The organism is Desulfotruncus alcoholivorax DSM 16058 (assembly GCF_000430885.1).
GTDB classification, from domain to species: Bacteria; Bacillota; Desulfotomaculia; order Desulfotomaculales; family Desulfallaceae; genus Desulfotruncus; species Desulfotruncus alcoholivorax.
Map to the genome: position 1 here is coordinate 45,431 of NZ_AUMW01000011.1, position 26,338 is coordinate 71,768.

33 protein-coding genes are annotated in these 26,338 nt (G+C 46.4%); 5 read left to right on the forward strand and 28 right to left on the reverse strand.

Going from position 1 to position 26,338, the window contains the following annotated elements:
* Positions 1–4: 4 nt before the first annotated feature.
* Together H569_RS0106065 and H569_RS0106070 are read right to left on the reverse strand one after the other, a co-directional pair.
* Complete coding sequence (locus tag H569_RS0106065; protein WP_027364270.1) at positions 5–229, reverse strand: helix-turn-helix transcriptional regulator; 225 nt, start codon at positions 227–229, stop codon at positions 5–7.
* Positions 230–430: 201 nt separating this feature from the next.
* Positions 431–715: a transcriptional regulator gene (locus tag H569_RS0106070; protein WP_027364271.1), complete on the reverse strand. Its 285-nt coding sequence runs from the start codon at positions 713–715 to the stop codon at positions 431–433.
* A gap of 180 nt (positions 716–895) precedes the next feature.
* Between H569_RS0106070 and H569_RS0106075 the strand changes: the two genes are divergently transcribed.
* Entirely contained in the window at positions 896–1,534 is a 639-nt protein-coding gene (locus tag H569_RS0106075) for a stage II sporulation protein R (protein WP_027364272.1), read from the forward strand.
* A gap of 39 nt (positions 1,535–1,573) precedes the next feature.
* Here H569_RS0106075 and yabQ read toward each other — a convergent pair whose 3' ends face one another.
* From yabQ to H569_RS19395, 14 genes are all read right to left on the reverse strand, one after another.
* On the reverse strand, positions 1,574–2,131 hold the full coding sequence (gene yabQ, locus H569_RS0106080; protein WP_027364273.1) for a spore cortex biosynthesis protein YabQ: 558 nt from the start codon (positions 2,129–2,131) through the stop codon (positions 1,574–1,576).
* Between the two features lie 43 nt (positions 2,132–2,174).
* A complete protein-coding gene (locus H569_RS0106085) occupies positions 2,175–2,501 on the reverse strand; it encodes a YabP/YqfC family sporulation protein (protein ID WP_169726451.1) in 327 nt (108 codons plus the stop codon).
* 71 nt (positions 2,502–2,572) lie between these two features.
* Positions 2,573–3,883 carry a SpoIID/LytB domain-containing protein gene (locus H569_RS0106090; RefSeq protein ID WP_309294772.1) on the reverse strand — a complete coding sequence of 437 codons (1,311 nt, stop codon included), beginning with the start codon at positions 3,881–3,883 and terminating at the stop codon, positions 2,573–2,575.
* 194 nt (positions 3,884–4,077) lie between these two features.
* On the reverse strand, positions 4,078–4,338 hold the full coding sequence (locus H569_RS0106095; protein ID WP_027364276.1) for an RNA-binding S4 domain-containing protein: 261 nt from the start codon (positions 4,336–4,338) through the stop codon (positions 4,078–4,080).
* A gap of 24 nt (positions 4,339–4,362) precedes the next feature.
* Positions 4,363–4,635 carry an HU family DNA-binding protein gene (locus H569_RS0106100; RefSeq protein WP_027364277.1) on the reverse strand — a complete coding sequence of 91 codons (273 nt, stop codon included), beginning with the start codon at positions 4,633–4,635 and terminating at the stop codon, positions 4,363–4,365.
* A gap of 89 nt (positions 4,636–4,724) precedes the next feature.
* Positions 4,725–6,218 (reverse strand): bifunctional methyltransferase/pyrophosphohydrolase YabN, encoded by a 1,494-nt coding sequence (gene yabN / locus H569_RS0106105; protein WP_027364278.1) that lies wholly within the window; start codon positions 6,216–6,218, stop codon positions 4,725–4,727.
* Positions 6,219–6,408: 190 nt separating this feature from the next.
* Complete coding sequence (spoVT, locus tag H569_RS0106110; RefSeq protein WP_027364279.1) at positions 6,409–6,969, reverse strand: stage V sporulation protein T; 561 nt, start codon at positions 6,967–6,969, stop codon at positions 6,409–6,411.
* Positions 6,970–7,102: 133 nt separating this feature from the next.
* Positions 7,103–8,134, reverse strand: coding sequence for a peptidylprolyl isomerase (locus H569_RS0106115; RefSeq protein ID WP_027364280.1), 1,032 nt, complete (start codon positions 8,132–8,134; stop codon positions 7,103–7,105).
* Positions 8,135–8,347: 213 nt separating this feature from the next.
* On the reverse strand, positions 8,348–11,860 hold the full coding sequence (gene mfd / locus H569_RS0106120; RefSeq protein WP_027364281.1) for a transcription-repair coupling factor: 3,513 nt from the start codon (positions 11,858–11,860) through the stop codon (positions 8,348–8,350).
* A gap of 159 nt (positions 11,861–12,019) precedes the next feature.
* Complete coding sequence (locus H569_RS0106125) at positions 12,020–12,256, reverse strand: anti-sigma-F factor Fin (protein ID WP_027364282.1); 237 nt, start codon at positions 12,254–12,256, stop codon at positions 12,020–12,022.
* 86 nt (positions 12,257–12,342) lie between these two features.
* Positions 12,343–12,747: a hypothetical protein gene (locus tag H569_RS19390; RefSeq protein WP_051273345.1), complete on the reverse strand. Its 405-nt coding sequence runs from the start codon at positions 12,745–12,747 to the stop codon at positions 12,343–12,345.
* Positions 12,748–12,895: 148 nt separating this feature from the next.
* Positions 12,896–13,462, reverse strand: coding sequence for an aminoacyl-tRNA hydrolase (gene pth / locus H569_RS0106135; protein WP_238492486.1), 567 nt, complete (start codon positions 13,460–13,462; stop codon positions 12,896–12,898).
* Positions 13,463–13,564: 102 nt separating this feature from the next.
* Positions 13,565–13,885, reverse strand: coding sequence for a hypothetical protein (locus tag H569_RS0106140; RefSeq protein WP_027364284.1), 321 nt, complete (start codon positions 13,883–13,885; stop codon positions 13,565–13,567).
* Between the two features lie 83 nt (positions 13,886–13,968).
* Entirely contained in the window at positions 13,969–14,598 is a 630-nt protein-coding gene (locus H569_RS19395) for a 50S ribosomal protein L25 (RefSeq protein WP_051273347.1), read from the reverse strand.
* Positions 14,599–14,736: 138 nt separating this feature from the next.
* On the opposite strand from H569_RS19395, the gene H569_RS19400 reads away from it, so the two are divergent.
* Positions 14,737–15,435 (forward strand): PRC-barrel domain-containing protein, encoded by a 699-nt coding sequence (locus H569_RS19400; RefSeq protein ID WP_051273350.1) that lies wholly within the window; start codon positions 14,737–14,739, stop codon positions 15,433–15,435.
* A 29-nt stretch (positions 15,436–15,464) separates the two neighbouring features.
* Here H569_RS19400 and H569_RS0106155 read toward each other — a convergent pair whose 3' ends face one another.
* The 7 genes from H569_RS0106155 to ispE all read right to left on the reverse strand — a co-directional run bounded on the left by H569_RS0106155 (position 15,465) and on the right by ispE (position 22,186).
* Positions 15,465–16,409, reverse strand: coding sequence for a ribose-phosphate diphosphokinase (locus H569_RS0106155; RefSeq protein WP_027364285.1), 945 nt, complete (start codon positions 16,407–16,409; stop codon positions 15,465–15,467).
* 21 nt (positions 16,410–16,430) lie between these two features.
* A complete protein-coding gene (gene glmU / locus H569_RS0106160; protein ID WP_027364286.1) occupies positions 16,431–17,822 on the reverse strand; it encodes a bifunctional UDP-N-acetylglucosamine diphosphorylase/glucosamine-1-phosphate N-acetyltransferase GlmU in 1,392 nt (463 codons plus the stop codon).
* A 229-nt stretch (positions 17,823–18,051) separates the two neighbouring features.
* On the reverse strand, positions 18,052–18,306 hold the full coding sequence (gene spoVG, locus H569_RS0106165; protein ID WP_027364287.1) for a septation regulator SpoVG: 255 nt from the start codon (positions 18,304–18,306) through the stop codon (positions 18,052–18,054).
* A 102-nt stretch (positions 18,307–18,408) separates the two neighbouring features.
* A complete protein-coding gene (gene ilvA, locus H569_RS0106170) occupies positions 18,409–19,629 on the reverse strand; it encodes a threonine ammonia-lyase (RefSeq protein ID WP_027364288.1) in 1,221 nt (406 codons plus the stop codon).
* Between the two features lie 190 nt (positions 19,630–19,819).
* On the reverse strand, positions 19,820–20,578 hold the full coding sequence (locus tag H569_RS0106180; protein WP_027364289.1) for a nucleotidyltransferase family protein: 759 nt from the start codon (positions 20,576–20,578) through the stop codon (positions 19,820–19,822).
* Complete coding sequence (locus tag H569_RS0106185) at positions 20,571–21,263, reverse strand: GntR family transcriptional regulator (protein WP_027364290.1); 693 nt, start codon at positions 21,261–21,263, stop codon at positions 20,571–20,573. Before H569_RS0106185 ends, H569_RS0106180 begins: the two co-directional genes overlap by 8 nt.
* Before the next feature lie 71 nt (positions 21,264–21,334).
* A complete protein-coding gene (ispE, locus tag H569_RS19405; protein WP_114679264.1) occupies positions 21,335–22,186 on the reverse strand; it encodes a 4-(cytidine 5'-diphospho)-2-C-methyl-D-erythritol kinase in 852 nt (283 codons plus the stop codon).
* Between the two features lie 115 nt (positions 22,187–22,301).
* Here ispE and H569_RS0106195 point away from each other — a divergent pair, with 115 nt between their 5' ends.
* Complete coding sequence (locus tag H569_RS0106195; RefSeq protein WP_027364291.1) at positions 22,302–22,850, forward strand: L,D-transpeptidase family protein; 549 nt, start codon at positions 22,302–22,304, stop codon at positions 22,848–22,850.
* Positions 22,851–22,873: 23 nt separating this feature from the next.
* Positions 22,874–23,593 carry a ZIP family metal transporter gene (locus tag H569_RS0106200; RefSeq protein ID WP_027364292.1) on the forward strand — a complete coding sequence of 240 codons (720 nt, stop codon included), beginning with the start codon at positions 22,874–22,876 and terminating at the stop codon, positions 23,591–23,593.
* Here H569_RS0106200 and H569_RS0106205 read toward each other — a convergent pair.
* The 3 genes from H569_RS0106205 to H569_RS0106215 all read right to left on the reverse strand — a co-directional run bounded on the left by H569_RS0106205 (position 23,582) and on the right by H569_RS0106215 (position 25,175).
* Positions 23,582–24,028, reverse strand: coding sequence for a DMT family transporter (locus tag H569_RS0106205; protein WP_027364293.1), 447 nt, complete (start codon positions 24,026–24,028; stop codon positions 23,582–23,584). The genes H569_RS0106200 and H569_RS0106205 overlap by 12 nt on opposite strands.
* A gap of 255 nt (positions 24,029–24,283) precedes the next feature.
* The gene (locus H569_RS0106210; protein ID WP_238492481.1) at positions 24,284–24,511 is read right to left on the reverse strand and encodes a heavy-metal-associated domain-containing protein; all 228 of its coding nucleotides are present in this window, start codon (positions 24,509–24,511) and stop codon (positions 24,284–24,286) included.
* 28 nt (positions 24,512–24,539) lie between these two features.
* Positions 24,540–25,175, reverse strand: a complete 636-nt coding sequence (locus H569_RS0106215) for a hypothetical protein (protein WP_027364295.1) — start codon at positions 25,173–25,175, stop codon at positions 24,540–24,542.
* Between the two features lie 106 nt (positions 25,176–25,281).
* Between H569_RS0106215 and H569_RS0106220 the strand changes: the two genes are divergently transcribed.
* The gene (locus tag H569_RS0106220) at positions 25,282–25,638 is read left to right on the forward strand and encodes a hypothetical protein (protein ID WP_027364296.1); all 357 of its coding nucleotides are present in this window, start codon (positions 25,282–25,284) and stop codon (positions 25,636–25,638) included.
* A gap of 27 nt (positions 25,639–25,665) precedes the next feature.
* Here H569_RS0106220 and H569_RS0106225 read toward each other — a convergent pair whose 3' ends face one another.
* Both H569_RS0106225 and H569_RS0106230 read right to left on the reverse strand, forming a co-directional pair.
* Positions 25,666–25,923, reverse strand: a complete 258-nt coding sequence (locus tag H569_RS0106225; protein ID WP_027364297.1) for a hypothetical protein — start codon at positions 25,921–25,923, stop codon at positions 25,666–25,668.
* Positions 25,924–25,940: 17 nt separating this feature from the next.
* Complete coding sequence (locus H569_RS0106230; protein ID WP_081410891.1) at positions 25,941–26,318, reverse strand: YbaB/EbfC family nucleoid-associated protein; 378 nt, start codon at positions 26,316–26,318, stop codon at positions 25,941–25,943.
* Positions 26,319–26,338 lie beyond the last annotated feature (20 nt).

The window sequence follows — 26,338 nt, forward strand, 5'->3', positions numbered from 1 at the left end:
TTTTTCACTCCTCTTCTTCAGGCCCAAACAGGCCCAGGCTCTCACCGGGAATTATAATAACCACCTCATAGCCCTTTGTACGTGCCCTGCCATAAAGCGTAGCCACTGTACTGGCGCTTAGCCCCAGTTGTTTTGCCACCCGGTCGTTTGAATAACCCGTTTCCTTTAAAGCAACAACTTGCCGTTCCCGAAAGCTGAGCTTCTCAACACCTCTGATCTCAATTTTCAATTCAGCTCACCCCGGTCAACCAGGTTAGCGTAAATGATTAACCCACATTTTAATTACAAACTGCGTACAATCTTTCTACATATCCATAATATTTCCTGCCAGTACCAAAAACTTTTTTCAAAAAACGCGTAGGGGCGGCATGCCGCCCCTACAGGTGAAACAATTTGGAAAACTGATAAAAAATAAAAGCCGGTCTTTGGATTAGCCGGCTTCCTTTTCGTCTACCAAGGCCAGGTATTCCTCGCCAAGCTTGGTCAGACTGCAGATTTTACTTTTACCTTCTGTTGAAACATCAACCAGGCCCAGGGCATATAACTGCATGATTACATGATCCAAAACAGCTCTTTTAACCCTGGAGAGTAATGAAAGATCTTCTTTATTCATATTACCCTCGTTAATTAGTGCCTCTAACACTCTGTTAGCTTCCTCGGGAAGTCTTTCACCGGCCTTTACCAGGTAATCCGCCAATGTAGTAGTGCCAATCAACTTGCATACCTCCTTTATTCCCTTATTGGGGACATGCCTTCAAGTGTGTCCCCATTCCTATATATCTATTTTTGACTTTTTTTTCTTAATTAATAAGCCATTAAGCAAATTTTTTTGCGGGTTTATTTAAGAAATTTATGGAAAAAATATTACTAATTAACTAAAAAAGCAGGTGATGTCATGCACAAGCTAAAACAAATTGCTTTATTATTAATGATTATGACCGCCGCAAGCTGCGCCTATATCAGTTACCTAAGGTGCACCACCGTTCCGTCCGGTTTAATCCGACTTCATGTGATTGCCAACAGTAACTCTTTTTATGATCAGCAATTGAAATACCGGATTAAAGATCGTATTGTTTTAGAAACAAGGGATGATTTCAGCAAAGCTAAAAATATTGAAGAAGCCCGTAAAATAGCCGATAGCAGCGCAAGGACAATAGCAATGGCGGCCGCAGATGAAATTAAACGCCAGGGGTATAACTACCCTGTAAAGGTAGCGCGGGGAACATTTCAATTCCCGGCTAAAACATATACAATTAGAAAAGAATCCGGACAGATAAGTCAACTCACCCTTCCCCCCGGAAAATATGAAGCAGTACGGGTTATTATCGGGGATGGCAAGGGTGCCAACTGGTGGTGTGTACTTTATCCGCCCCTGTGTTTTGTAGACCTGGCCAAATCCGCACCAACCGCTTCGATTGCAGCGGCCTCAGCAGCAGAAAAGCAAATTCAAGGTCAGTATTACGGTTCGAAACCCCGGGTTGAATACAGGATAAAGGCCATAGAACTTTTCCGTTCACTGATTAATAAAGAATAAAACCAAGACCATAAAAAACCGCCCGTAACAGGCGGTTTTTTATGGCCCCGGTTTTTTCCTTTTTAGCAAATTAGCAGCTTTACCAGCTATTTTTCCAACCAGCCTTTTGACCGGCGCCGGAATGATAAACTTGAACATAACCCTTACACCCCGGCCGGCTAAACGCATTCCAAGGCCCAGCATCCTGAAAAGAAAGGCTGCCGCCATATACAGTACTTTAAAAGGAAATACCATCACCATTGCAATCAATACAAAAGCCCTGGCAACCAACCGGCAAAATTTTATTAACTGTTCAATAAATTTAATGATTACCAGCCTTACATTGCGTTTAAAGATCAAAAAATAACTGCCTGCACCCAGACTAAATCCAATTAAAACAAAAAACCTGACTTCACCTCGATTGAAAAATAGCACCAAAGCATAAATTAAAGGCGTAAGTATCAGCCAAAAAATAATATCGCCCACCAGGACCCCGGTTTTTCTCAACCTGAACACCTGTGCCAAACCGGCGTAAACGTCATAGAAAAGACCGGCCAGAACCCCGGTCATAATCGTATACAGAAACACCATAAATTGGTTGGTTACCGGCTGTGTCACACATAATACCTCCAGTTATGCCGTGCAGCGCACCACCCGGTGGTTATTTAAAAATTCTATCCAGCATTCCTTTCCCTTTTATGCTCTTCCCGCTTTTTCGATCATAAAATTCAAGAGCAGATATTCGTCCTTCAATAACCATATTTTTTGTTTCCAAGTCCAGATTAGTTATATGTAAACCCTCACCTCTTAGCACCAAAAAACCCAAGTTAGTATCAAGGTTTATTTCTCTTTCGTTAAATTTACCGACATACTCTACTCCTTGAACCACCAGGTGGTTCCTTTCGGTAAGGGTCAACCGGTTGCTGAATCCTTGTTTTTGTTCCACCACCAGTATCACCTCCCGGCCCGAATACGGGTAACCTTTCATATCATATCTATGCCGCCTAGCCGGGAATATGCGCAAAAAGGTGGCCCCAATTTGGACCACCTTGCAACCTGTCAATCCCATAATTTCTGTATTTTAACATCCCTAAAATAAAATTTAATTATCTCTTCAGGGTCTTTTCCTTCATTGGCCATTTTTTGACTACCCCATTGGCATAACCCAACTCCATGTCCAAACCCGTTCCCCTCCAGCAACAGATTATTCCCTTGAACTTCAGCCCGGGAAATAAGTGTGGAACGAACTTGTTCACTGCCAAGGGCGAGTCTTAACTCAGAGCCGCCAACTGTTGCAGAGCCAATTTGAATTTTTGTGACTCTTCCTGAAGGCCCCCTTTCTACTATCTTTACTTTATTTACGTCACCAGGGTCGGTTCCAGTGATATTTTTAACAGCCTCACGCACGCGATCCAATGGTATTTCAGCATGCCAGTCTCTGTTTTGTGGTGAAGTTACCGCCAGGCATCCGTCCCGCGCACCAGCCTTAATATATTTTGTGGGCCCTTTATTATACCCAAGCCCCTCCTGGGCTGAGGCGGAAATGCCACCGTCGCAAGCTGAGAACCACCCTTTGATATAATCGTTTTGATAAGTAATAACCTTGCCTCTGGTCATTTTAACTGCCTTGCGAACGTTATCATTGATACGGGAAGGATCGTAAGCTTGAAATTCCTCAACACTGGTAGATGCGTCTGTTCCATGCAACTTTTTAACCCTCCCTGCCTGGATATTCTCCATGGTGAACGTCCGGGCAACAATGGCCTGGGCAGCTAATGCGTTAATTGACCAGGTGGGTTCCATCTCTGCAGCCACCACACCGGCCAGATAATCTTCCAACTTAATATTTTCCCTGGTGCCTTTCTCATTAACATAAAGACTAATTGTTGGCTCTTTGTCGGGTGCACCGGGAACACGTTCCAGGGGTTTGCGCTGGGGGTTTAAGTTGCATGCCCATAATATTCCTAAGACAACTACTAGTGCTGCTATAATTTTGATATACCGCATAACCATCCCTCCCGTTATTAATTTTTCTATATCTTTTGTGGGAAGGTTGTAAATTATTCTAGTGTTTCCCCTTCCCTCTTGATCAGGCCCCCTGGTAAAGTAGTTCAGCACTCCTTTTAAACGCGCTGCCCCCTCATAGCGAAGACCTCCGGCAAATGATGGCACATACAAACCTGGGTAAGCAACCAGAGGAGGGAACTCCGGATAAACAACACGGCAATTAACGTAAATTGCCATTAAGCAGCCAAACTTATCGATTAGCCAGCCGGTTAATTTTCGCCCCCGCTTATGAATTAAGTTTAACCGTGGCAATACAGCCCAGACATCCCCCAGCTTTTTATAATTATGACCTGAAGGCAACATTAGCAGCACCCCCAACCCATCGAAGCGGGCGGACAGGGTCGTCCGCTTCGATGTATTTATTGTAAATATTACCATATTAAGTCAAATGCCAAATTTTAAAAATATATTACTCTCTCTTAGCCTTAAACCACTTTATTATCATATACTCGCAAATGCTTGCCAAACAAAACAAAAAAGGCCCCTGGGGACCTTACTTATTCCTTCAACCTAAAATCTTCAATTAATTCATACAACTCTTTAGCCTGGCTTGCAGGAGTTGTTTCCCGCACCTCAACAATCCTAATCTTAACCCGTCGCTGACCCAATGATATTTCAACCACATCACCGGCACCAACAACAGTACCAGCCTTAGCGATTTTGCCGTTAACCATTACCTGCTGCCGGTCACACACTTCCTTGGCCAGGGTGCGGCGTTTAATTATACGGGACACTTTTAAGAACTTGTCTAATCTCAAAATGCCTCTGCCTTGTCTACTAAATTAGGAAATGGCTTCGCGTAAAACTTTGCCGGCTTTAAAGACCGGCACTTTAGCCGCCGCAATATCTATTTCCTCACCGGTTTGCGGATTGCGGCCTTTGCGGGCAGCCCGCTCCCTTACTTCAAAAGTCCCGAAACCAACCAATTGGACCTTGTCACCGTTTATGAGGGCTTCTTCAACGCTTGCTAAAAATGCCCCAACAGCTTTTTCCGCGTCCTTTTTGGTCAGTTCTGCCTTTTCTGCCACACTGGCAATGAGTTCTGCTTTGTTCATAGATACCCCCCTCAAAGATTAAACGTGGTAAACATGCTCTAAACTATTCGCTGTCCAGCTTCAAGTTCCTTCTAAACAGTAAATTTTTCCTACATTTTTTCTATTTTTTCATTCTTTTTTTTCTCATTCCATAGTTTATCCATTTCTTCCAGCGACATATCAGCCAAGTTCTTATTCATTAAGGAAGCACTCTTTTCAATATATTTAAAACGCCGGGTAAATTTACCTATGGCAGCTAAAAGAGCAACTTCAGGATCAATACCGGCCAGCCTGGCGGTATTAACCACCGCAAACAATACATCCCCTGCTTCATTTTCAATGTCTTCCCGGATGCCGCTGTCCAGCGCTTCCTCCCACTCATCGAGCTCCTCTTTAATTTTTTCCAAAGCGCCCCTGTAATCAGGCCAGTCAAAACCTACCCGCGCAGCTTTTGCCTGTACTTTTAAAGAGCGTGTCAGGGACGGTAGGCCGCAGGGCACCCCGTCAAGTATAGATTGATTTTGACCTGTATCACCATCCTTTTCGGTACTTTTAATTTTTTCCCAGTTAACCAGCACTTCAGCACTGTTCTTGACGCTTATATCGCCAAAAACATGGGGATGGCGGCGTATCATTTTCCGGCAAATGCCGTCCACCACGTCATTGATGTCGAATATTTCTTTCTCTTTTGCTATCTGGGCATGGAAGACAATTTGTAGTAATAAGTCTCCCAATTCTTCACAAATTTTATACATATCTTCCTGTTGAATGGCTTCCAGCACTTCATATGTTTCTTCCAGCAGGTAAGGGGTCAAGGTATGGTGATCCTGTTCACGGTCCCATGGACAGCCGTTTTCTCCACGCAGCCGGTCCATTATTTCCACCAGTTCGTCCAGGGGATACCGGCTTGAACCCTTGTATAAACTAGAATCAACAGGAGGAATATACAGGCTGGTAAGATGATCTATCCAATCAACCCTGTCGATAGCATAAAGCGGCAGTTGTTCAACTCTTTCCTGACCCGGAACACCTGCAGCCCGTACTAAATACACGGAGTGGTCGGCAGGGTAGATTTCCAGCAAGGCAAGTTTTGAATCTGATGCCACCAGGCGGCTGTACACCTGAACAATCACCGCGGCAATCGCCGGGTTCAATTTTAATTCACCCGGCTGCAAACAGTCCGCAATTTGCATACCCTGCACGGGGTCTATCCTGAGCAGGGCATAGACGGCATCTAAAAAGCTCATGGCTGGAACAATATTAGTTTCAATCCCCCTGCGCTCCGACTCTTGCAAAATGAGGCTTACTGAAGACTCCGCCACCAACGGGTGCCCGGGAACGGCATATACTACCGGACAGGACTCAGCAGCAGCTAAAACATCATTAGCTATCATCCGGTAAACCCCTTCAAAACTGTTAGCTTGTTGATAGTATTTATCAAATGATTGGAACAATATGCTTTGTTCTTTGATCCAATCAACCACAGGATGCACTTCTGTGCGAAGGTATAACTTGGTTGCATTTTTTAAAGCATAAAGGTTGGCCAGGGGCAGTGAATCCTTGCCACCAGGTCCCAACCCAACTATGGTAATTGTTCCCGCCAATTTTAAGAACCCCCTGGATTTATGCAATTTCTTACCGCTATCCTTACCAATTACCACAAATTTTACTGATTTCCTTTAAGAACAATTAAAAAAACGCGCTAAAATCAGTTCCATTACCGCGTGTCTCTTGCCATATATGGCAGTTTATATATTTATAAAGTAATAAAAAACAGCCCACAACGGGCTGTTTTCATTGTTCCATTTGTTTAGCCAGAAACCCTGCGGCAGTTTCGGCCAGCTTTAATTCCAATTCCCCCATTATTAAATCACTTTCCCGGGAAGCCAGGATCACTGCGCCAATTGGGTCACCCTCGGCAATTATCGGCGCTATGACCTCTGCGGAATATTTACATTCACCGTCCCCCGTAATCAAACATTCCTTACAATAGGGGTCTTTGCCAGGATTATTGATTATTACCGCCTTGCGATCTTCCATTACTTTTTCTACGGCAGTACTTATTGGTTTATTTAAAAATTCTTTTTTGGGTGCACCGGAAACGGCAATAATAGTATCCCGATCGGCTATACAAGCAATGTGGCCCAGGGCCTCGTGTAATGAATCAGCGTATTCCTTTGCGAAATCACCCAATTCACCAATGGGAGAATATTTTTTTAAAATTACTTCACCTTCCCGGTCAACAAAAATTTCCAAGGGGTCGCCTTCCCGGATTCTAAGCGTTCTCCTTATCTCCTTCGGGATAACCACCCTGCCAAGATCATCTATACGTCGCACAATGCCGGTTGCTTTCATCAGCCGCCCCTTCCCTCCTTTACCTGAAGATAATCACGACTAAAAACCTTCTATGTTAGTATATAACCGGAGGGAAGAAATTATTCATTTTTTTCCAATCGCAACAAATTATTTTCATCTTTGCATGAATCAGTTATTTTTTTGTCGAATCGCTTTTTTTAGCCTGATCCGGCTGGGTCTTTTCCAGGTTGTTCACAATTTTGGCCTTATCCCGCAAATCTTTCATATATTCATCTGTTTTTTTGTTAACTGCATCCTGTTTAAGAGAGGAAATTATACCGGCCCTTGACTCTTCCAATGTTTTAGTTTGGGCCGGGATAATTTTATCCAGGCGAATAATATGGTAACCGAACGTTGTTTTAACCGGCTCTGTAGTATACTCTCCTTGCTTCAGGTTAAAGGCGGCATCTTCAAACTCTTTGACAAAACCGCTGCCCTTGCTAAACGGAGGATATTGGCCGCCGTTATCTTTACTGCCCTGATCGTCACTATACTCTTTGGCTAGTTTGGCAAAATCTTCCCCTGCCTTAATTTTTTGGATAACTTGAAGTGCCAGCACTTTGGCATCCACTTCAGAACGTTTTTTACCGTTTGAATAATCACCCACACCGATTAAAATATGACTTACCTGCCGTTGCTCCGGTTGGCTGAACTGTGTTTTATTTTGCTCATAATATGCTTTAATTTGCTCACCGGTGGGTTGCGGAACTTCAGCCGCTATTTTTTCCTGTAAATTCTTCATGGCCAGTTGTTCCCTGACCAGATCATTTAATTTAGGCTCATTGACCCCGTTGGCAGCTAAAAATTTTTTAAAATCAGCTTCAGTGCCAAGCTGCTTTTTAAGCTTGTCGATTTCGGCTTGAACTTCCTTGTCACTTGGCATCATACCCCGCTTTTTGGCATCCTGCAAAAGCAGTTTTTGATCGATCATTTGGTCTACAAGGTTTTTGCGAAGCACTTGTTCCAACTGTTTACCCTGGTCTCCCTCAAAGCTGAAGCCTTGCTGCTCGAGGTTTGTTTTCATCAAGGCCACCTGCTCGTCCAGTTCTTGGGCTGTAATATCCTCACCGTTAACTGATGCCACCACGTTTTTACTTCCGCAGCCCCAGAGGATGATGGAAGCCAGTATTATAATCAATCCCAGGATATAAAAACTTTTACGCAAATTATCTCCTCCCCATAATTAATAATGCCACCTGTGGGCGGCACCAACTCATTCAATTATATAGCAAATAAACACCTACAGCAACAAGCGATAATTTCCGCGCGAGGTATTCAAAATTCAGTAATCGGAATAAAGAATACTTCGAAACGATAAACCGTTCTCTCATTCTGACTTCTGGCTTCTGACTCCTGAGTAGTTACATTTACGATATTATCATTTAAACTCTTCCAAAAAACGTTCCAAATCAGCCAGTTGCTTTTCAATAGTTCTACCGGCCTCTCTGTATTTCAACCTGATTTCAAACCCTTCTTCGGTGTTGTTAAATTTTACTTTGTTTTCATAATTCTCCCCGATCCTGACCAATTTATCACCGGTAAGACTATGGTTGAGAGCAAATACCATTCGATAAAAACCCTGCTGCCTGCTGATGGACTTAATTTTAAAGCTGCCGGCCATAACCCGTATCCGGGCAACTCGCAGCAGGTTTTGTACCTGCGGGGGCAAATCCCCGAAACGGTCAACCAGTTCCTCTTCGAGGTCCGGAACCTCTTCCGGTTTTTTAAGAGCTGCTATTCGCCTGTAAAGTTCCACTTTTTGATTGGTATCGGTAATATAATCATCGGGAATATAGGCCTCAACAGGTAATTCCACCACCGTTTCCACAGGCTGTTCAATTTTCCGGCCCCTCGCTTCCTGCACGGCTTCTTCCAAAAGCCTGCAGTAAAGGTCAAAGCCGACCGCTGCAATATGGCCATGCTGTTCCGCACCCAGCAAATTGCCTGCACCCCTGATCTCCAGGTCACGCATAGCCACTTTGTAACCCGAACCAAGTTCGGTAAATTCCCGGATGGCGGAGAGTCTTTTTTCAGCCACTTCGTTTAAAACTTGGTCCTTACGAAAGGTAAGATAAGCGTAAGCCAGCCGGTTGGCCCGGCCGACCCTGCCGCGAAGCTGGTAGAGCTGCGCCAGGCCAAAATTATTGGCATCTTTGACAATCAGCGTATTTACGTTAGGTATATCCAGGCCGCTTTCAATAATGGTGGTGCATACCAGCAGGTCATATTCACCATCAATAAAATCGAGCATTATTTGTTCCAATTCTTCTTCCCGCATCTGCCCGTGGGCGGTAATGATCCTGGCCTCAGGCACCAGCGATTTAAGCCACAGGGTAATATTGTCCAGGTCACTGACCCTGTTATGCACGAAAAAGACCTGCCCGCCCCGGCCCAACTCCCTTCGTACGGCCTCCCTGATTAAAACCGGGTCTTCTTCCAGCACGTAGGTTTGAACAGGAAACCTGTTTTCAGGAGGCGTTTCCAGCAAACTGGTATCGCGCACCCCCACCAGAGACATATGCAATGTCCGGGGTATGGGTGTGGCTGTCAGCGTTAAAACATCAACATTGGTTCGCATTCTTTTTAATTTTTCCTTGTGGGCGACGCCGAATCTTTGCTCCTCATCCACCACCAGCAGGCCCAGATCCTTAAATACAACATCTTCCTGCACCAGGCGGTGGGTGCCGATGACAATATCAACCCGCCCTTCCTTCAGGTCCTTGATGATGGCGCGCTGTTCACGGGGTGACCGGAACCTGCTCAGCATTTCCACCCTTACCGGGTAACCTGAAAAGCGTTCCCTAAAGGTATTATAATGCTGTTGAGCAAGGATGGTTGTAGGAACCAGCACCGCAACCTGCTTGCTCTCCATCACCGCCTTAAAGGCCGCCCGCAAAGCCACTTCAGTTTTTCCGTAGCCCACATCCCCGCAAAGCAACCGGTCCATGGGCCGCTTGCTTTCCATATCTCGTTTAACATCTTCTATGGCCTTGATCTGATCTGCAGTTTCCTCATAGGGGAAGGCATCCTCAAATTCCTTTTGCCATACCGTATCCGGTCCGAAAGCATAGCCCTGGACCGTTTCACGGGCTGCGTAAAGGGCCAATAATTCCTGGGCCATATCCCTTACCGCTTCCCGCACCCGGCTCTTTACCCTGCTCCACTCCGCGCCGCCCAACCTTGACAGCCGCGGGGCGTCAGCCTCGGCGCCGAGATATTTTTGCAGCAATGATACCTGGTCCGTTGGAACATAAAGCTTATCCTCACCGGAATACTTAATTAACAAGTATTCTTTGCGAATACCCCCTATATCCAGCGGCACTATCCCCTGGTAGCGGCCGATTCCGTGATTAACGTGAACTACATAGTCCCCTACTTTAAGGTCGGTAAAGGGCTCCATCCGGTTCCCTTCGCGGGGCTGCTCCCGGCGCTTACGCCGCCTTTGTCCGAAAATCTCGCCTTCGGTAATAACCACCAACCGGGCGTTAACCAATTCAAAACCGTTGGACAACTGCCCGTGACAGATCACCGCGTTGCCGGGTTTAACCTCCTGGTCCAGATTGCTGACATAAAATACATCAATTTTTTCGTCCCTTAAAGCATCAAGCAGGTGCCTGCCCCTATCCTGCCCCGTTACCAGCATGACTACTGCATTACCGTTACGCCGCCACTGTTTAATTTCCTCTGCCAGCATTTCAGTATGGCCAAGAAAACTATGCATCGACTTGGCGGTAAGGTTCACAATATTTTGAGGCCGGACAAAAGGCGATTGGCGGGGCATGAATGTAAAATATGCGGCTCTCCTTGATCCAATGCTCCCGTATAAATCCTCCCAATCAATATACCCTTTAAGCTGACCGGGCAAAATCTTACCCCTGGAAAGGAGGTCTGCATATGTTTCACTTCGTTCACGCTGAATACTTTGCACTACTTCTTTAATTTTTTGGGGTTCGTCAATGTAAACAGGAACGTTTGCCGGTAGATAATCCAGCAGGGTTGAGACCCTGGGATAAAAATAAGGCACAAAGGACTCCAAACCCTGAAAGTATACCTCATTATCCAGCATTTCCACCAATTGGCCATAATGTTCTTCAAAAAACTGCAGTGCTGCGGTATCGCCTGACCTGGCCAGCTTACGCTGCTGAATCCTGAAATCTGCCTTAACCGCTCCCCTGCCGATGGACCATTTTTCCGGAGGGATGATAAACTCCCTGGCCGGGTAAACAGAACATTGATAAACTTTTTTCTCCGACCGCTGGGACCCCACTTCAAAAAGCCTGACGGAATCCACCTCGTCGTCAAAGAATTCCAGTCTTACAGGCGTTTCCCAGGTCATGGGGTAAATATCTACAATACCGCCACGCACACTAAAATGTCCGGGGTTTTCCACCAGGTCTACCCTTTCATAGCCCATAACAAGCAGGCGCCGGACCAGTTCCTCCGTCTCCAAACGGTCTCCCACAGCGATATCTACAACAACTGACTTAAAAACGTCAGGTGGCGTCAGCCTGCGCATTAAAGCCTCGACCGGTGCAACAACAACCAAAGGCTCATTACGGCAAAGAGCTTCCATAATACTCAAACGGCGGGAGATAACCTCCCTGCCGTGGGCCAGTACCTGGTATGGCAATAATTCATATACCGGGAGCTGTTCAACCCGGTCCCGGGGCAACAGTGAAGACAGGTCGTCAGCAACCTGTCCCGCCTCGATTTCACTGTTTGTTATCACCAGGCCGGCAGGGCTAAAATCTTCCACCAGTGCTGCGATTAATAGATTTCGCTGGGCACCGGTCAGCCCGAAAACCTGCTGTTGATTGCGTCCGGTATTAAAAGCCTTAACCAGCCCGGTATATTCTGTTGTATTGATAATTCGGGACAACAAACCTTTCATTACATCACCATGAAAAAGGCATCACAAAAGGAGCTTTAGCACTTCGGGCTAAAGCTCCGATTACCTTTAATATATTTGCAGGTATTCAGGAGTCAGGAGTCATAATTCAAAAATGCGGTATAACAATTGTGCTTTTCTCCATGACCTCTGACTCTTTTTTTAATTCAAACCGTGATAAGAATACACTACTATACGGTCATCAGTCCCGTATATCTCTGCTCGGCATTCTTCACAAAGACCAGTGATAAAGCCATTATTTCTTTCATTTTCTTCCATTATTATACCCCTGGCCTCCTGCCCCGTCAAGTCATCGATACCAGATTGTTCCAGGTCAGGGCTTGATTCAGTTGTTTTAAAAACACAATCGCAGCATTCACAGATATAGTAAGTTTTCATAGTTTACTCCATTATGTTTGCTTCTGTGCTATCCTAAAAAACTTTTACAGATTATCCCGGGTGCCTGACACGTCGGGCATGCAAATCTATTTACTTTTTTTAAGATTGGGACCCAGCAGCACCACTGATGTATAGTTCCACATCGCATGCAACAGCACGGCCACCGTCAGGGCAAGGGCCAGCGATCCGTACAGGCCAAGAAGCCATTGGGTTGCAAACCCCAATATGCTGTGCAGCACCAGTGCCGCCAATCCGGGCCACACTCCCCGGCGGCGCAGGGTATCCATAACCAGCTCCAGGCTGCCGAAAACCACATGGGTGTAAAATATGCCGGCATTAAAGAGCATCGCTGACCCTGTTTTCGCTATTTCCTCCACCACAGGCCCAAGCAACACGATTACCGGTTTTGAGTTACTGTTAACAGCGACCGCTCCCAGGATAACCCTTGCCGACAGTGCGGAAAAAAAACCTGAAATGAGGTAATAAATCACGTGTTACTATTTAGGTATTCAGAATACAGTAGTCAGAATTCAAAAATACTTCGATACGATAAACCCTTCTCTCATTCTGACTTCTGACTTCTGACTCCTGAGTAGTTACAAATCATGTTATGCTTAGTATTGACACCCTGAAGATAGATTATACCACAGACATGCCGTTAAACTTATTCATGGCTGCCCCGACACCATTTTCAACGATTTCCCAAAGCACCTCCGGCACCATTTCCAATGCCCGGTTGAGTGCGATTGTCTCCTCGGGGTCCGGACGCCCCAATACCCAGTTGACAACGTCCCGCCCCTTCTCACGAGGCCTGCCGATGCCAATGCGGATCCTGTTGAAATCGCCGGATCCCAGTAAACTAATTATTGATGCCAGCCCACGATGGCCACCGTCCCCGCCACGGTGTCGTACTTTTAGTTTCCCTGGTTCAAGATCCATGTCATCATAAATTACCGTCATATCGCCCGTACTTAATTTATACCAGTTGAGTAGTTTGATCACAGCCTCGCCGCTCAAATTCATATACGTTTGAGGCTTGGCCAGTATTATTTTTTCACCCTTATGTAAACCCTGTCCCACAACAGCCCGCATAAAATTTTTGTCCAACTTGATACCAAGCTGGCCGGCAACCAGATCAACGGCCATAAAACCAATATTATGCCTCGATCGGGCATATTGAATCCCCGGGTTTCCCAGGCCCACCACCAGTTTCAAATTTTATCTACCTCCCTCCGCTTTGCCCCGGCTATTAAATTACCCCCTCCCCGCACGATGGGGAGGGGGTTTAGCCAGCTTATTGAGTTGAAATTACCTCCCCGGTGTCTCCGGCGGCATCGTCATAGGTGGCTGCTGCATGGGAATTACCACCGATGCTACTGCCGGCAGTTGAATGATAACCGCCTCATGGGCATTAGTATCTGTTGCCCGGTGAATTTCCAAATAGTTTGGTCCCACAGCGTGCAGCATTCCCATTACGGGCACATTTCCTTCACCGACATAAACTGTGATAACTCTCCCAACGCACCTTTGGAGCCTTTCATAAAGTGTCATTCCATAACCAGGGCCGTAGCCAGGGCCATAATTTCCCCCGGGTGGGTAGTACCCCCCAGCTCCAGTGGCATCAGCCATAAGAATCTCCTCCTTGAACATCATGTTGCTCCCATATTATGCAAAATAAGGATGATCTGTTAACGGATATAACTTATATAGATTTATTCTTCGGCGGCCACTGCACCTGCCCCTTCTCCGGTGCCGGCTGGTTCTTCGCCGGCAGGCTCTTCTGCTTTACGCTCGGGCAACACAGTAACAATTAAAGCATCAGGATCATCCAATATTGTGACATTATCTAAAGCAGTGATGTCCCTGACAGCCACCGTGTCACCAACATTCAGGCTGTCCAAGTCAACCGCAATTTCCGCCGGAATATTAGAAGGCAGGCAGGAAATTTGAAGCTCTCTTATACCATACTGAGGAATACCTGATTTTATTTCACCATTGAAAGTTATAGCCACGGAAGTGGTAATGGATTCTTTCATTGAAATTTGATGAAAATCTATATTCATTATCGCCCTATTGATTGGGTCATACTGCATGTCCTTGATTAATACCTTGAAGTTCTTAGGCGCATCAACGCCCTGAACGGTTAAGTCAATAATTGAATTCTTGGCATTAGCCAAAACGTTTTTCAGTGGCTTAAACTCCACTTCCACCGGAATGCTGCCGCCGTCGCCAACCTCCTTACCGTATACGACCCCGGGAACCATACCCCGGCGAATTAATTCCTTACGGTACGCCTTACCGGTTTTAGTGCGATAATTAACCTGTAAACTTACATTTTCCATATATGTAACCTCCTTTGGGATAATATTCCCTGTTTAAAGTTATATCAAACACATTATTATCATAACATTAATTAAATACTTATTGGGGACATTCCTCCGGTGTGTCCCCTTTCCTAAGAACGCAGGGGGGGGTTTGCCATGCGTAAAAGCAAACAATTTTATAACTTGCCTGTAATAAGCCTGGAAGAAGGCACCCAAATAGGGATAATTAAGGGGCTGATTATCAACCCCGCCGACAAAAAAGTTGTAGCCCTGGCCGTTGACCAAAAGGGCTGGTTTAACGACCAAAAATTTATCCCCTACGGGAAAATACACAGTGTCGGCGAAGACGCCGTAACCGTAAATCGCAGTGCTATAATCCAAAAAGGCAACAGTCTACCGGAAATAATCGGCCTGGTTAAGGAAAAAAACAATATCAGCGGCGCTCGCATAATATCAGAAAGCGGCACCATGCTTGGGATAGTGGACGATTATTATGTCAATCTTGCCTCAGGCGATATTGTAGGCTTGGAATTCGGGGGCGGTTATCTAAGCGGCGTTTACAGTGGGTCAGCTTTTCTGGACATAGATCATGTCCTTACCATCGGCAAGGAAATGATTGTATGTACAGATGAAGCCATGGAAAAAGCGGTCAAGCTTGACGGCGGACTGCAGGACAGATTGCGGGGAGTAAGTAAAACCACCGGCAAGCTGTTAGAAACCACGGTACAGAAAAGTAAACGTATCGGATCAAACTTAGGCTCCAATGTAACCAGGTCTATTTCGCGGCTAAAATGGAATAAAGATGATAATTCACCTCAGGATGAGGCTAACCCGGAGGAACCTCCCAAGCAATAATCTGATGCTAAGTGAACGGCTATTAGGTCTTAATCAAACAGCTTGCTTACCGACAGGTCCTCATGGACCCGGATGATAGCCTCTCCAAGCAACGGCGCTACCGATAGAATTTTAAGGTTATCAATTATTTTGCTCTGCGGTAAGGCAATCGTATTTGTTACCAAAACTTCTTTTATTGGCGCCTTGGGCAGTCTGTCCACCGCCGGACCGCTCAGCACAGGATGTGTGCAGCATACATAAATTTCTTCTGCGCCCCACTTTTTCAGTGCAGCCGCCCCCTGGGTGATGGTACCGGCGGTATCGATAATATCATCAATCATGATTACTTTTTTACCTTGAACGCTTCCGATAATATTCATAATTTCGGCTACATTGGGCTCCGGGCGTCTCTTATCGATGATAGCGAGGGGGGCGCCAATTCTTTCAGCCAAATCCCTGGCGCGCTGCACTCCGCCTAAATCAGGACTCACTACAACAACATCACTTAATTGCTGCTGTAGAAAATACTGAGCTATCAGCGGTACACCGGGCAGGTGATCTACGGGTATATCAAAAAAACCCTGTATTTGCCCCGCATGCAAATCCATTGTAATAACCCGCCTGGTGCCGCTGGCATATAGCAAATTTGCCACCAACTTAGCAGTTATGGGATCACGGGCCCTTGTTTTGCGGTCTTGCCGGGCATACCCGTAGTAAGGCATGACGGCTGTAATTCTCCGTGCCGATGCCCTGCGTACGGCGTCAACCATTACCAGCAACTCCATTAAATGCTCGTTGACGGGCTCCGAGGTCGGCTGAATAATGAAAACATCCGCACCTCTAACACTTTCATTTATTCTAACCTGAATCTCTCCATCACTGAAGCGGGTTACTTTGGCCGCCCCAACCGAAACACCCAGGTAATGGGCTATTTCCTCCGCCAAAGCAGGATTGGCGTTACCGGTAAAAATTTTAAGCCGTTGACGCGATGACATTTCTTAGCTTACCTCCAAATATTATTGATCGCCTTGATTATTGCCGGGCAACCTTTTTCTTTTTTCAGCCCAGTCGCTAATATTTTTTTGTTTACCCCGGGCCACCCCGAGCGCCCCGGCAGGTACATCCCGGGTTATTGTGGAACCTGCGCCTGTATAAGCTCCCTCACCAACCACAACAGGAGCCACCAAGTTAGTGTTGCTGCCGATAAACGCTTTGTTGCCAATTACCGTCAAAGACTTTTTCTCACCATCATAATTGCATGTAATCGTACCGGCGCCAATATTGGCTCCAGATCCGACCCGGGCATCGCCCACATAACTCAGATGGGGCACTTTGCTGCCTTGGCCTAACCGCGCGTTTTTTAATTCCACAAAGTCCCCGACCTTAACCCGGGCTTCCAGCACACAACCGGGCCGGATGTAGGCAAACGGCCCGATATTGCAGCCATCTGCTATGCTGCTTTCCAGGATAATAGAATTTTGAACTGTAACCCCGGATCCAATAGTTGAGTTTACCAGACGGGTAGAAGGACCAATAATACAATTCTCGCCAATCTTCGATTTTCCTTCTATGAATGTGTACGGATAAATAACTGAATCCGGCCCGATTTCTACTGAATCATCAATAAATGTAGAAGCAGGATCAACTATCGTAACGCCTGACATCATCAGCCGCTCCAAAATCCGGCGGCGTAACATACTTTCCACTGCAGCCAGCTGGCAGCGATCATTAATGCCGGTAATTTCTTCCGGATCTGCAATGACCACTGCGCCAACCTTTTTACCCTCCCGGGCATAGTATTGGATTATATCAGTAAGGTAATACTCTCCCTGAGCGTTGTTGGCATCTAAAGCTGCAAGCGCTTCAAACAAACCCTCCGAACAAAAACAGTAAATACCCGCGTTAATTTCATTAACCGCCAGTTCTTCGGGCTTCCCATCTTTTTGTTCCACTATTTTCTCCAGATTACCTTCATTATTCCGAATTATCCTTCCGTAACCTTTCGGATCGGGAAGAATAGCGGTAAGAACAGTGGCCGAGTTTTTTTGCTTAATATGCTGCCGGTAAAGTTCATTGAGGGTTTCCGGGCGAACCAAAGGAGTGTCCCCGCATAAAACAAGAATGTCTCCTTCATATTTACCAAGCAGGCCCCGCGTCTGCAGCAATGCATGGGCGGTACCCAATTGTTCAACCTGATAAGCAATTTCTGCTTTGTCTCCCACTAAATTGGCTACACGTTCACCCTGATGACCCAATACCATAACGATTTTTTGCACCCCTGCGTTCTTAACGGATAAAAGCACATGTTCCACCATGGCCTTCCCGCATACACGGTGCATTACTTTGGGCAGTTGGGATTTCATCCGGGTCCCCTTTCCGGCAGCAAGTATTACCGCAGCTAACTGCATTTAATAACCCCCTGAAATATTCGTACCTGAGTTGGGGACATTCATACGTTGGGGACATTCCCCGAAGGGGTGTGTCCCCTAACCGCTAAGTTGTGTCCCCTTTCCTATCTATTCAACAAAACATGATTATCCCCTGCCTGGTAAAAAAGGGACATGTAGACATGTAGACAGGTACTATGTCCCTGAAATATACTTTTCCAAAGTACATAAAAAGAGAGCTGGCGCTCTCTTAAATAGCATTTGCGTATGCTTCCAATACCGCGTTTTGTATTATTTCCCGGGCTGAAGAATTAATGGGGTGAGCTATATCTCTAAACTCCCCGTCTGGTGTCTTTCGACTTGGCATGGCTACGAACAGGCCGTTCTGGCCTTCCACCACCTTAACATCATGGATGACAAACATGTCGTCCAGGGTTACCGATACAATAGCCTTCATTTTACCTTCAGTGAGTACTTTGCGCACTCTCACGTCGGTAACATTCATTTACTCACCACCTTCCGCTATCCAAATATGCCTGATTTTGCATATTTTTCTCTATGCAAATGAAAATTCCTGCAATTTTCCAAAAAATTTAGGAAAACTTTACTAAATATTTTTGTCACTTATTATTTCGTAGCCTTTTGCCATTAATAAATTGCTGATTTCCCTGACATGTAAATCATTGCGAGTTTCCAAAAGCAATTTTACTTCAGCCTTTTTCAATGGTACCCGGGGGTCAACCCGGTCATGACTTACCGAAATAATATTAGCCTGCAACTCCGCTATTGCCCCCAGTAAGTTTTGCAGAGTTCCCGGCCGGTCATCCACAATAGCTCTCAGATATACCCTGCGTCCTGACCTGAGCAAACCGCGTTCAATTAAAATAGAAACAGTGTTAATATCGATATTGCCCCCGCTTAACACCACCACTACGTTCTTACCCGGCATGACCACCCGTTTTTGCAGCATTGCAGCCAGGCCTACGGCGCCCGCGCCTTCAACCACCATTTTAGAGCGTTCCAGTAGCATAGTAATTGCCCGGGCAATTTCTTCATCTTCCACTGTGACCATTTCATCAACACAACGGCAGATCAAGTCAAAATTAAGCCGGCCCGGGCGGCGCACCGCAATACCGTCCGCCAGCGTGCAAACCTGGCCAGGCAATTCCTGCCAGCATTTTGATTGATGACTTAAATACATGGCCGGTGCAGCCTCCGACTGCACCCCGATTATTTTCACATCAGGGCGTATGGATTTAACGGCAAGCGCCACCCCTGCAATCAGTCCGCCGCCGCCGACCGGCACCACTATGGCATCGGTTTCCGGCAATTGTTCAAGTATTTCCAAACCAATGGTACCCTGCCCGGCTATGATTTCGGGATCGTCAAACCCGTGCACAAAAGTCGCCCCGGTTTCTGCCTGCAGCTCCATAGCCCGGGCATAAGCATCATCATACCCCTTACCCGCCAGCACGGTTACCGCTCCGTAATCCCTGACAGCCTCCACCTTGGCTATCGGGGCATTGGACGGCATGACCACTGTGGCGCTGATGCCTGCTTTTGCCGCAGCATAAGCTACACCCTGGCCGTGGTTGCCCGCCGAGGCCGTGATTACCCCTTTATCCCGCTGCTCCGGGGTTAGTTTGGAAATTTTGCAATACGCCCCTCTAATTTTAAAGGAACCTGTTTTTTGAACGTTTTCTGTTTTAAAATAAACGTTACTGCCTGTCAGCCCGCTAAAAGTACGCGAATAATCGACGGGAGTCCTGTAAATCACTCCCTTTAATATCCCGGCCGCTTCAATAATTCCGGCAATGGTCGGGGACATCCGGTCCCAACCTCCGCTTTTATCAATTTCCACTATTTTCCCCCACCTTTAGCCCTAAAATACATAAACCCCGCGCTTGTAAAAAAGCCGGGGCAAATTAAATAACTACCCAGAAAAATCGTATCAATTGGGGACATACCTCCGACCCCAAAGCATTGACACCCTAAAGAGGAGGTGTGTCACCTTTCCTCTAAGCCAAACCTAATTGTGCATTTACCAGTTCCAAATCACTGGGTTTGTCAACATCAACCCCAACTTCGGGATACATGCTGATTACTACCTGGCCATGGACTCCCAAAAGCCGGGATACTTTCCTTTGTGCTTCCTGTAAGGTTATATTTTTCATTAAAAACTTAATTAAAAACATAATCCCTACAATTCTGCATAGCTTTATCGGGCTTTTTCTAGCTTCGACCAACTTTTGCCCGCGGGGTAGACACTCCTCAACAATGCCGGGGTTAAACATGAACATATTACCCCCTGTAAAAGACCCTTCCTTTAAGCTGACATAGGTTCGGTTGCAGAAAGCGTATCTCTTTTCAATAACTTCCCTGGGCACAATTGGGTAATAAAGATCAGCTTTAACTTTTTCACATTGTTTTATAAAATCTTCAATGGCAGTGTGCGTGATTAAAGGAATGTCAGAAGTAAATAATAATACCTTTTTTGATCCCGGCAACTTTTTTAGCCCCAGGAGCACATTTTCGGTTAGCTCACTGCCGTGGTCAATCAGCAAAATATGATCATCTTCAGTGATATACTTGGCTAGCTCGTTGCGCGGCCCCACAATGGCAATCCTGTTAATCCGCTTGCATTCTTTTATTGCCTCAATCACATATTGCACCATTAGCTTGTCACCAATGGTAATCATGGCCTCATAAGCTGCTTTGCTACAGGAACTGAGTGCTCCATTGTTGGGACTGCCGGCAAGAACCAGGGCGTCAATCATATTTTTCCTTGACCTCCCCCATGGCAGTTAAGAATAATTGCTCGGCTGTTTCTATATGCTCCCTGGCCAAATTTCCAGCAAGTTCTACGTTTCGGCTACTGATGGCCTCAACAATATTTTTGTGCTCCTCCACTGCGTGTTTGCCGCGACCGGGAAGGGCCAAAGACGTGGTGCGAAATCTCTGTATCTGCTCTTTTAAATGAACCAATGTCTGCACTAGCCGCTGGTTGCGGCTGGCTTTGTAGATTAATTCATGAAAATTGGTATCACGTTCAACCAAAGTATTAAGATTATTGCCGTTGCTAACCTCATAAATTTGCAGCACGGCTCTCTCCATTTCCTCCAGTTCCTCGGCAGTGGCCCTCTCCGCTGCCAGTCCGGCCGCCAGTGCCTCCAGCGCCGCCCGAACTTCAAAAACATCAACTATATCTTTGACTGATATGCCCGCAACGTAGGCTCCCTTGCGAGGAACCATCACCACAAAACCTTCCAACTCAAGTTTTCTGATAGCTTCCCGCACTGGAGTGCGGCTAACACCCATTTCCTCGGCCAATTGGATTTCCATTAAGCGCTCGCCCGGCTCAAGCCGGCCCTGAATAATTGCCTCACGCAACGTCTCGAAAACTATTTCCCGCAGGGGCTTATAATTATCAAGTTTAATGGGGACCAACCTGGGTTGTTCCATTCCCCCCGCCTCCTTAAAAAATTACTTCACTTATTCTACCTTTTTTAAGCTTACCTAGCAAGCCGGACCAGTTAGAGTGTTGGACCGGTAAATTCTGTTGCACAGACCCAATTATCGCCGCGCGCAAATTTTTCTACAGCCCGTGCAGCGGTGCTACGGTCAGGGAAAATGCCAAACACAGTTGGACCGCTGCCGCTCATCAAAACACCCTGGGCCCCGGCAGCCAGCATATTATTTTTAATATCACCGATTAAAGGGTGCATGGCGATCGTTACTGCTTCCAGATCGTTGGCAAGCAGGCTTGCAATTTGGCCGGTTTCACCCCGCCTAATCGCTTCAACCATTTCCAAGCAGCAGGGCTCAGGCAAATCGACAGCCTGGTCGTACCTCCGGTAAACATCTGCAGTATTCACGCCGAAAGGAGGTTTAGCCAAAAGAACACCAAATGGGGGCAGATCCGGCAAAGACTCAATTAATTCCCCCCTGCCCCGGGCCAGGGCAGTACCTCCGGATAAACAAAAAGGAACATCAGAGCCAATACTGGCGGCAAGTTTCAGCAGCTCTTCCCGGGTCAACCCCAACCTCCAAACCTGGTTAAGGCCACGCAAAACTGCGGCAGCATCCGAAGAGCCGCCGGCCAAACCCGCCGCTATAGGAATTCTTTTAATTAACCTGATCCGAACCCCCTCGCGACAGCCGGTTTCACAACGCAACAAATCAGCAGCCCGGTAGGCAAGATTCTCCGGTCCGGACGGCAAATCTGCGCCATCTACTGTAATTTCAATACAATTTGCCGGGCTCAGCTCCAGAACATCATGAAGAGCCAGGGTTTGCATGACAGTTTCCAATTCATGATAACCGTCGGTTCTAACTCCGGTTATATTTAGTGCCAAGTTAATTTTTGCATAAGCTTTCACCAACATAACAATTAAAGTATATCCAAAAAATACCGGACAAGCAAGTAGGAGCGTAAAGCAACCCAAGAGAATTCATTAACCTGCAACTTTGATCATATATTTATTTTTAAGGAGGGATGATATGAGATCGGATAAAGCAAGCAGCGCAGGCAAGCGCCTTGCTATCAACACTGTTGCCCGGCGTTTAAGCCATTTTGACGGTAACCGGCTGGTCAAGGAATACCCGGTGGCGGTAGGTAAACCGTCCACCCCTACTCCCAGTGGCAGTTACAAAATTAAAAACAAAGTGGTCAACCCCGGGGGTGTACTGGGCACAAGGTGGATGGGAATGGACATACCCGGTGGTAATTACGGCATTCACGGCACCAACAACCCCGCTTCTATTGGCACAGCCGCTTCTCTGGGCTGTGTGCGCATGTATAACCATGACGTTGAGGAGCTTTTTCCCAATATCCCCATAGGAACTCCCGTACATATTAGCGGCACTAAAACTGACTGGTCAATTACCAATAAACCCGTCCCGGGCAAAAGAACCTATACGGTTAAATCCGGGGACACCCTATGGCAGATTGCCCGGAACTTCAATATTTCTCTTGACGAATTGATTGCTGCCAACAACATCGGCAACCCTGATCAGATCCATCCCGGGCAGGTGATTATAATCCCCTGACCCGAAACGGGGGTAAGATTTTATTGGTCGAAATATTATTACAATCCACCGTCGCGGGCCTCGGAACCTGCCTTGGCGCCGGAGCAGTATTGCTTTTCGGCCCGATGCGCAGCGGCGTCCTTTCATTACTGCTGGGATTTGCCTCGGGAATAATGGCGGCAGTGGTAATTATAGATTTGCTTCCCACCTCGCTCCATTATGGTCAGCCGGTTATTTGTATTTTGGGCTTTTTAACCGGTTTTCTTTTCGTTACGGGAATGGACTATTTTATGGGCAAAGCAATTCCGGGACACCGGTTACAACAAATCTATCTGCGCATGGGCTATCTGATAGCTCTCGGGATTGCTCTGCACGACCTGCCGGAGGGAATTGCCATAGCAGCGGGTTATTCAGCCTCTACAGCGTTAGGGCCTGTTCTGGTGCTGGCCATTGGCATGCATAATATCCCTGAGGGAATGGCGACAGCCGCGCCGTTAAAGGCCGGCGGGGCCAGCGGCAGACTTGTGCTGGCCTTAAACGCGCTGGTCAGCCTGGTCACCCCCCTGGGCACTTTACTTGGGCTTTTTATTTTGCAAGTTTCAAAAGAAATGAATGCCCTACTGCTTGCTCTGGCCGCCGGCGCCATGATTTATATCATTCTTGAGAAATTGTTGCCCGCATCGATCGGCAACAACGGTTTCGCGGCCTTAACCGGCCTGGTTACAGGCTTTTTATTTATGTATGGACTTCATTCACTTCTTTAAAAGCAACCAGGACCCTGATGCCATTAATAATGTACCCGCCACCCGGTACCAGTTAAATGGAATTCTTTCCAGACCGAATAAACCAAGGTGATCGATCAATGCGGCCGTCAGTACCTGCCCTACAATAATCGCTGTGGTTGCAACCGCCACTCCTAAACTGGGGATGCTTTTTACCACTCCATAAGTAATCGCAACGCCCAGAACCCCACCCAAATAAAAGTACCAGGGAACACCGGCATAATGCTGCCAGTTACCGCCTCCCAGGCTGAAAACAAAAAGCAAAATTCCCACTAACACCAGCCCCACCAAATTGACAATAAAAGTTGTTTCCAGCAAACCGATAATCTTCCCCAGCGCGGAATTTAATGAACCCTGAACCGCCATGGTAACCCCGGATAAGGCGGCGATCAAAAGGGCCAAAACCTTTATGCTCATTATATCCCCCCTATCACAAACAACGCCTTTATTATTTGCTGTTGATCAAACAATAATGCTCACTGGTGTAAATATGTTTTTGATCATGTTACTGGCGCATGGGATTAATTCCTGGCATAAATAAAAAGACCGCTGACAGCACTGGTCAGCAGCCGTATAGAAAATATAACCAACTGTGATCTGATTAAAGCGAGCGTAGCGCTTCATTCCTCCGACCCCAAAGCCATGACCTCAAAGAGGAGGTGTGCCCCTTACCTAAATGTACGGAGAATACCCCAGTGAATTTAGTGTACGGAGAATATAGTCGCTATTAATCACAGTTTTATCAAAATTTACGGTAACTGTCTTGTCGTTCAGGGAAACCTCAACCTCCTGAACCCCGTCAATTTGGATCAAATTGTGTTCAATTTCCTTTTTGCCATCCTCGTCGCTCAACCCGCCAACCCGGGTTGACATTCCGGTGCCATTCTTTACAACGTCCAAATTACCCACCCCCGAAAAGGTTATAGCCTTAAGATGCCCCGAATTTCCATTCCAATACCTCACCGGGCTTGGGCAGTTTTTCTCTAATTTCACCATCTCCAACACTCTTTATTATTTCTGTAGAGGGTTTGTTATCCTTAAACTTGCTTTCCTTGATTTTATTTTCTTTTAAATCGAGGTTAATTTCCCGCTGTACTGGCTGGGGCGGGCTGCCTGAAGTACTTGCTGCATCGCTCTGAACCGGACTTGGCTTAAAAACACCACCCTGCACCCCCAATAGAGGTGCTAATAGCCACATCAGACCCGACAAATCCGGCGACCCACCTTTGGGCTGACTGCCTTTGGACTGTCCTCCTCCCAAAGCACTTAAAAGATTGAACAGCATAGCTGGATTAAACGGTGGTTGCTTGCCGGCATCCCCTCCGCCACTGCCCATGCCACCCACCATTAACCCCAAAAGTGGCCCAAGCATGGCTTGCAAACTGTTCGAGTCGAAAGTCGCCGCACCGGCAGGTTTATCCCTGTTTAAAACGTCTATCATGGTCATTAAGCTGATAAGACTCATCATGGTCATTAAATCCTGGATGTTAACATTATGTTCTTTCTGGTAATCCAATAATTTAATTAAGGTTTTTTCCATTTTTTCCTGCTCTTCAACGGCCATAAACACCACTCCTTTCCCTAAAGAGGCGTGACTATTGTAACAAATGCTTCAAAAATTTCATAGGATGTTTAAAATAATTTTTCCAAATAAAAGGGGGTATTGATATTTGAATAACCCAACAAGGTTTGTAAACCCGTTAATACTTTTTTTAATGCCGGTGCTGTTTGGCATCGGTATTCACAGCCTTAGTTACGAAACGCGCCGGTTCGCCATATTACCGGCCGGCAATGCGGGGAAAAGCGAGAAAGCGGCACCTGCTATACTAAAACCAGAAGGGAATCAAATCGAAAATGAAGGTATTTCCGTTGTTCAACCGGACACGGTTGAACAAGATGAAGGTGCTCCCATAGATCATCCGGATAAAACAATGCAAAATGAAGCCACTAAAGAGCCTCCAGCTATTGAAGTAGCAACGGAAACACCCCCCAAAGCTCTTCCGACAATCCGGTACAATAGAAAATAATGCTCCGGGGCAGCTTCCTTCGCTGCCCTAACTTTCATTCTGCTGTTTAAATTTAGGACCTCCAAACATGCCCATAAACGGAGCTGCATCCGCCGGCGAAAACGGTCGACGGCCCCCTTCACTTTTTTGTGTGCCGTGAGCCCGCCGATCGAGTAGATTTAATATTTCCATCAAATTCACCATGCCCAGCATAATTAAGAAATGCTCATCACTCATATTGGATTTGCTTTTTAATTCCAGCAATTCGGTAACCGCTTGTTCCAATCCCTTTTCAGAACCCGGCATAGCACCGCCTCATTTCTTTAAACCAGCCCCGGAATTGTAGGGATATTCATACCACCGGTCAGCTTGGCAAGCTCCTCCCGCACCATTTTTTTAGACTCCCGCATGCCTTCATTAAACGCTTCTGCCGTTAACTGGGCCAGTTGAGAAGGGTCCTTTAGAACATCAGGTTTAAAATGTATCTGCACAACTTCCTGGTTGCCGTTCATGGTTATTTGGACAGCTCCATTGCCGGCACTGACCTTGACATTCATATTTCGCAACTGTTCCTGCAGCTGCTTAACCATTTGCAGCATACCATCCATATTTCCCATCATGGTTAGCAATTCCCCCTCATATTTGATCTCTTTACAAATATATGTGGAAAATCCATAAAAAAGAGATGGTATAAATACCATCCCTTTCCACAACCTAGTAT

Excerpts from the sequence above, each read along its gene's own strand:
- H569_RS0106075 (WP_027364272.1), top strand. The coding sequence starts at position 896 with ATGCACAAGCTAAAACAAATTGCTTTATTATTAATGATTATGACCGCC.
- H569_RS0106085 (WP_169726451.1), bottom strand. The coding sequence starts at position 2,501 with ATGAAAGGTTACCCGTATTCGGGCCGGGAGGTGATACTGGTGGTGGAA.
- H569_RS0106090 (WP_309294772.1), bottom strand. The coding sequence starts at position 3,883 with ATGTTGCCTTCAGGTCATAATTATAAAAAGCTGGGGGATGTCTGGGCT.
- H569_RS0106100 (WP_027364277.1), bottom strand. The coding sequence starts at position 4,635 with ATGAACAAAGCAGAACTCATTGCCAGTGTGGCAGAAAAGGCAGAACTG.
- spoVT (WP_027364279.1), bottom strand. The coding sequence starts at position 6,969 with ATGAAAGCAACCGGCATTGTGCGACGTATAGATGATCTTGGCAGGGTG.
- mfd (WP_027364281.1), bottom strand. The coding sequence starts at position 11,860 with ATGAAAGGTTTGTTGTCCCGAATTATCAATACAACAGAATATACCGGG.
- H569_RS0106125 (WP_027364282.1), bottom strand. The coding sequence starts at position 12,256 with ATGAAAACTTACTATATCTGTGAATGCTGCGATTGTGTTTTTAAAACA.
- H569_RS0106140 (WP_027364284.1), bottom strand. The coding sequence starts at position 13,885 with ATGGCTGATGCCACTGGAGCTGGGGGGTACTACCCACCCGGGGGAAAT.
- H569_RS19395 (WP_051273347.1), bottom strand. The coding sequence starts at position 14,598 with ATGGAAAATGTAAGTTTACAGGTTAATTATCGCACTAAAACCGGTAAG.
- H569_RS19400 (WP_051273350.1), top strand. The coding sequence starts at position 14,737 with ATGCGTAAAAGCAAACAATTTTATAACTTGCCTGTAATAAGCCTGGAA.
- H569_RS0106155 (WP_027364285.1), bottom strand. The coding sequence starts at position 16,409 with ATGTCATCGCGTCAACGGCTTAAAATTTTTACCGGTAACGCCAATCCT.
- glmU (WP_027364286.1), bottom strand. The coding sequence starts at position 17,822 with ATGCAGTTAGCTGCGGTAATACTTGCTGCCGGAAAGGGGACCCGGATG.
- spoVG (WP_027364287.1), bottom strand. The coding sequence starts at position 18,306 with ATGAATGTTACCGACGTGAGAGTGCGCAAAGTACTCACTGAAGGTAAA.
- ilvA (WP_027364288.1), bottom strand. The coding sequence starts at position 19,629 with ATGTCCCCGACCATTGCCGGAATTATTGAAGCGGCCGGGATATTAAAG.
- H569_RS0106180 (WP_027364289.1), bottom strand. The coding sequence starts at position 20,578 with ATGATTGACGCCCTGGTTCTTGCCGGCAGTCCCAACAATGGAGCACTC.
- H569_RS0106185 (WP_027364290.1), bottom strand. The coding sequence starts at position 21,263 with ATGGAACAACCCAGGTTGGTCCCCATTAAACTTGATAATTATAAGCCC.
- ispE (WP_114679264.1), bottom strand. The coding sequence starts at position 22,186 with ATGTTGGTGAAAGCTTATGCAAAAATTAACTTGGCACTAAATATAACC.
- H569_RS0106195 (WP_027364291.1), top strand. The coding sequence starts at position 22,302 with ATGAGATCGGATAAAGCAAGCAGCGCAGGCAAGCGCCTTGCTATCAAC.
- H569_RS0106205 (WP_027364293.1), bottom strand. The coding sequence starts at position 24,028 with ATGAGCATAAAGGTTTTGGCCCTTTTGATCGCCGCCTTATCCGGGGTT.
- H569_RS0106215 (WP_027364295.1), bottom strand. The coding sequence starts at position 25,175 with ATGGCCGTTGAAGAGCAGGAAAAAATGGAAAAAACCTTAATTAAATTA.
- H569_RS0106225 (WP_027364297.1), bottom strand. The coding sequence starts at position 25,923 with ATGCCGGGTTCTGAAAAGGGATTGGAACAAGCGGTTACCGAATTGCTG.
- H569_RS0106230 (WP_081410891.1), bottom strand. The coding sequence starts at position 26,318 with ATGGTATTTATACCATCTCTTTTTTATGGATTTTCCACATATATTTGT.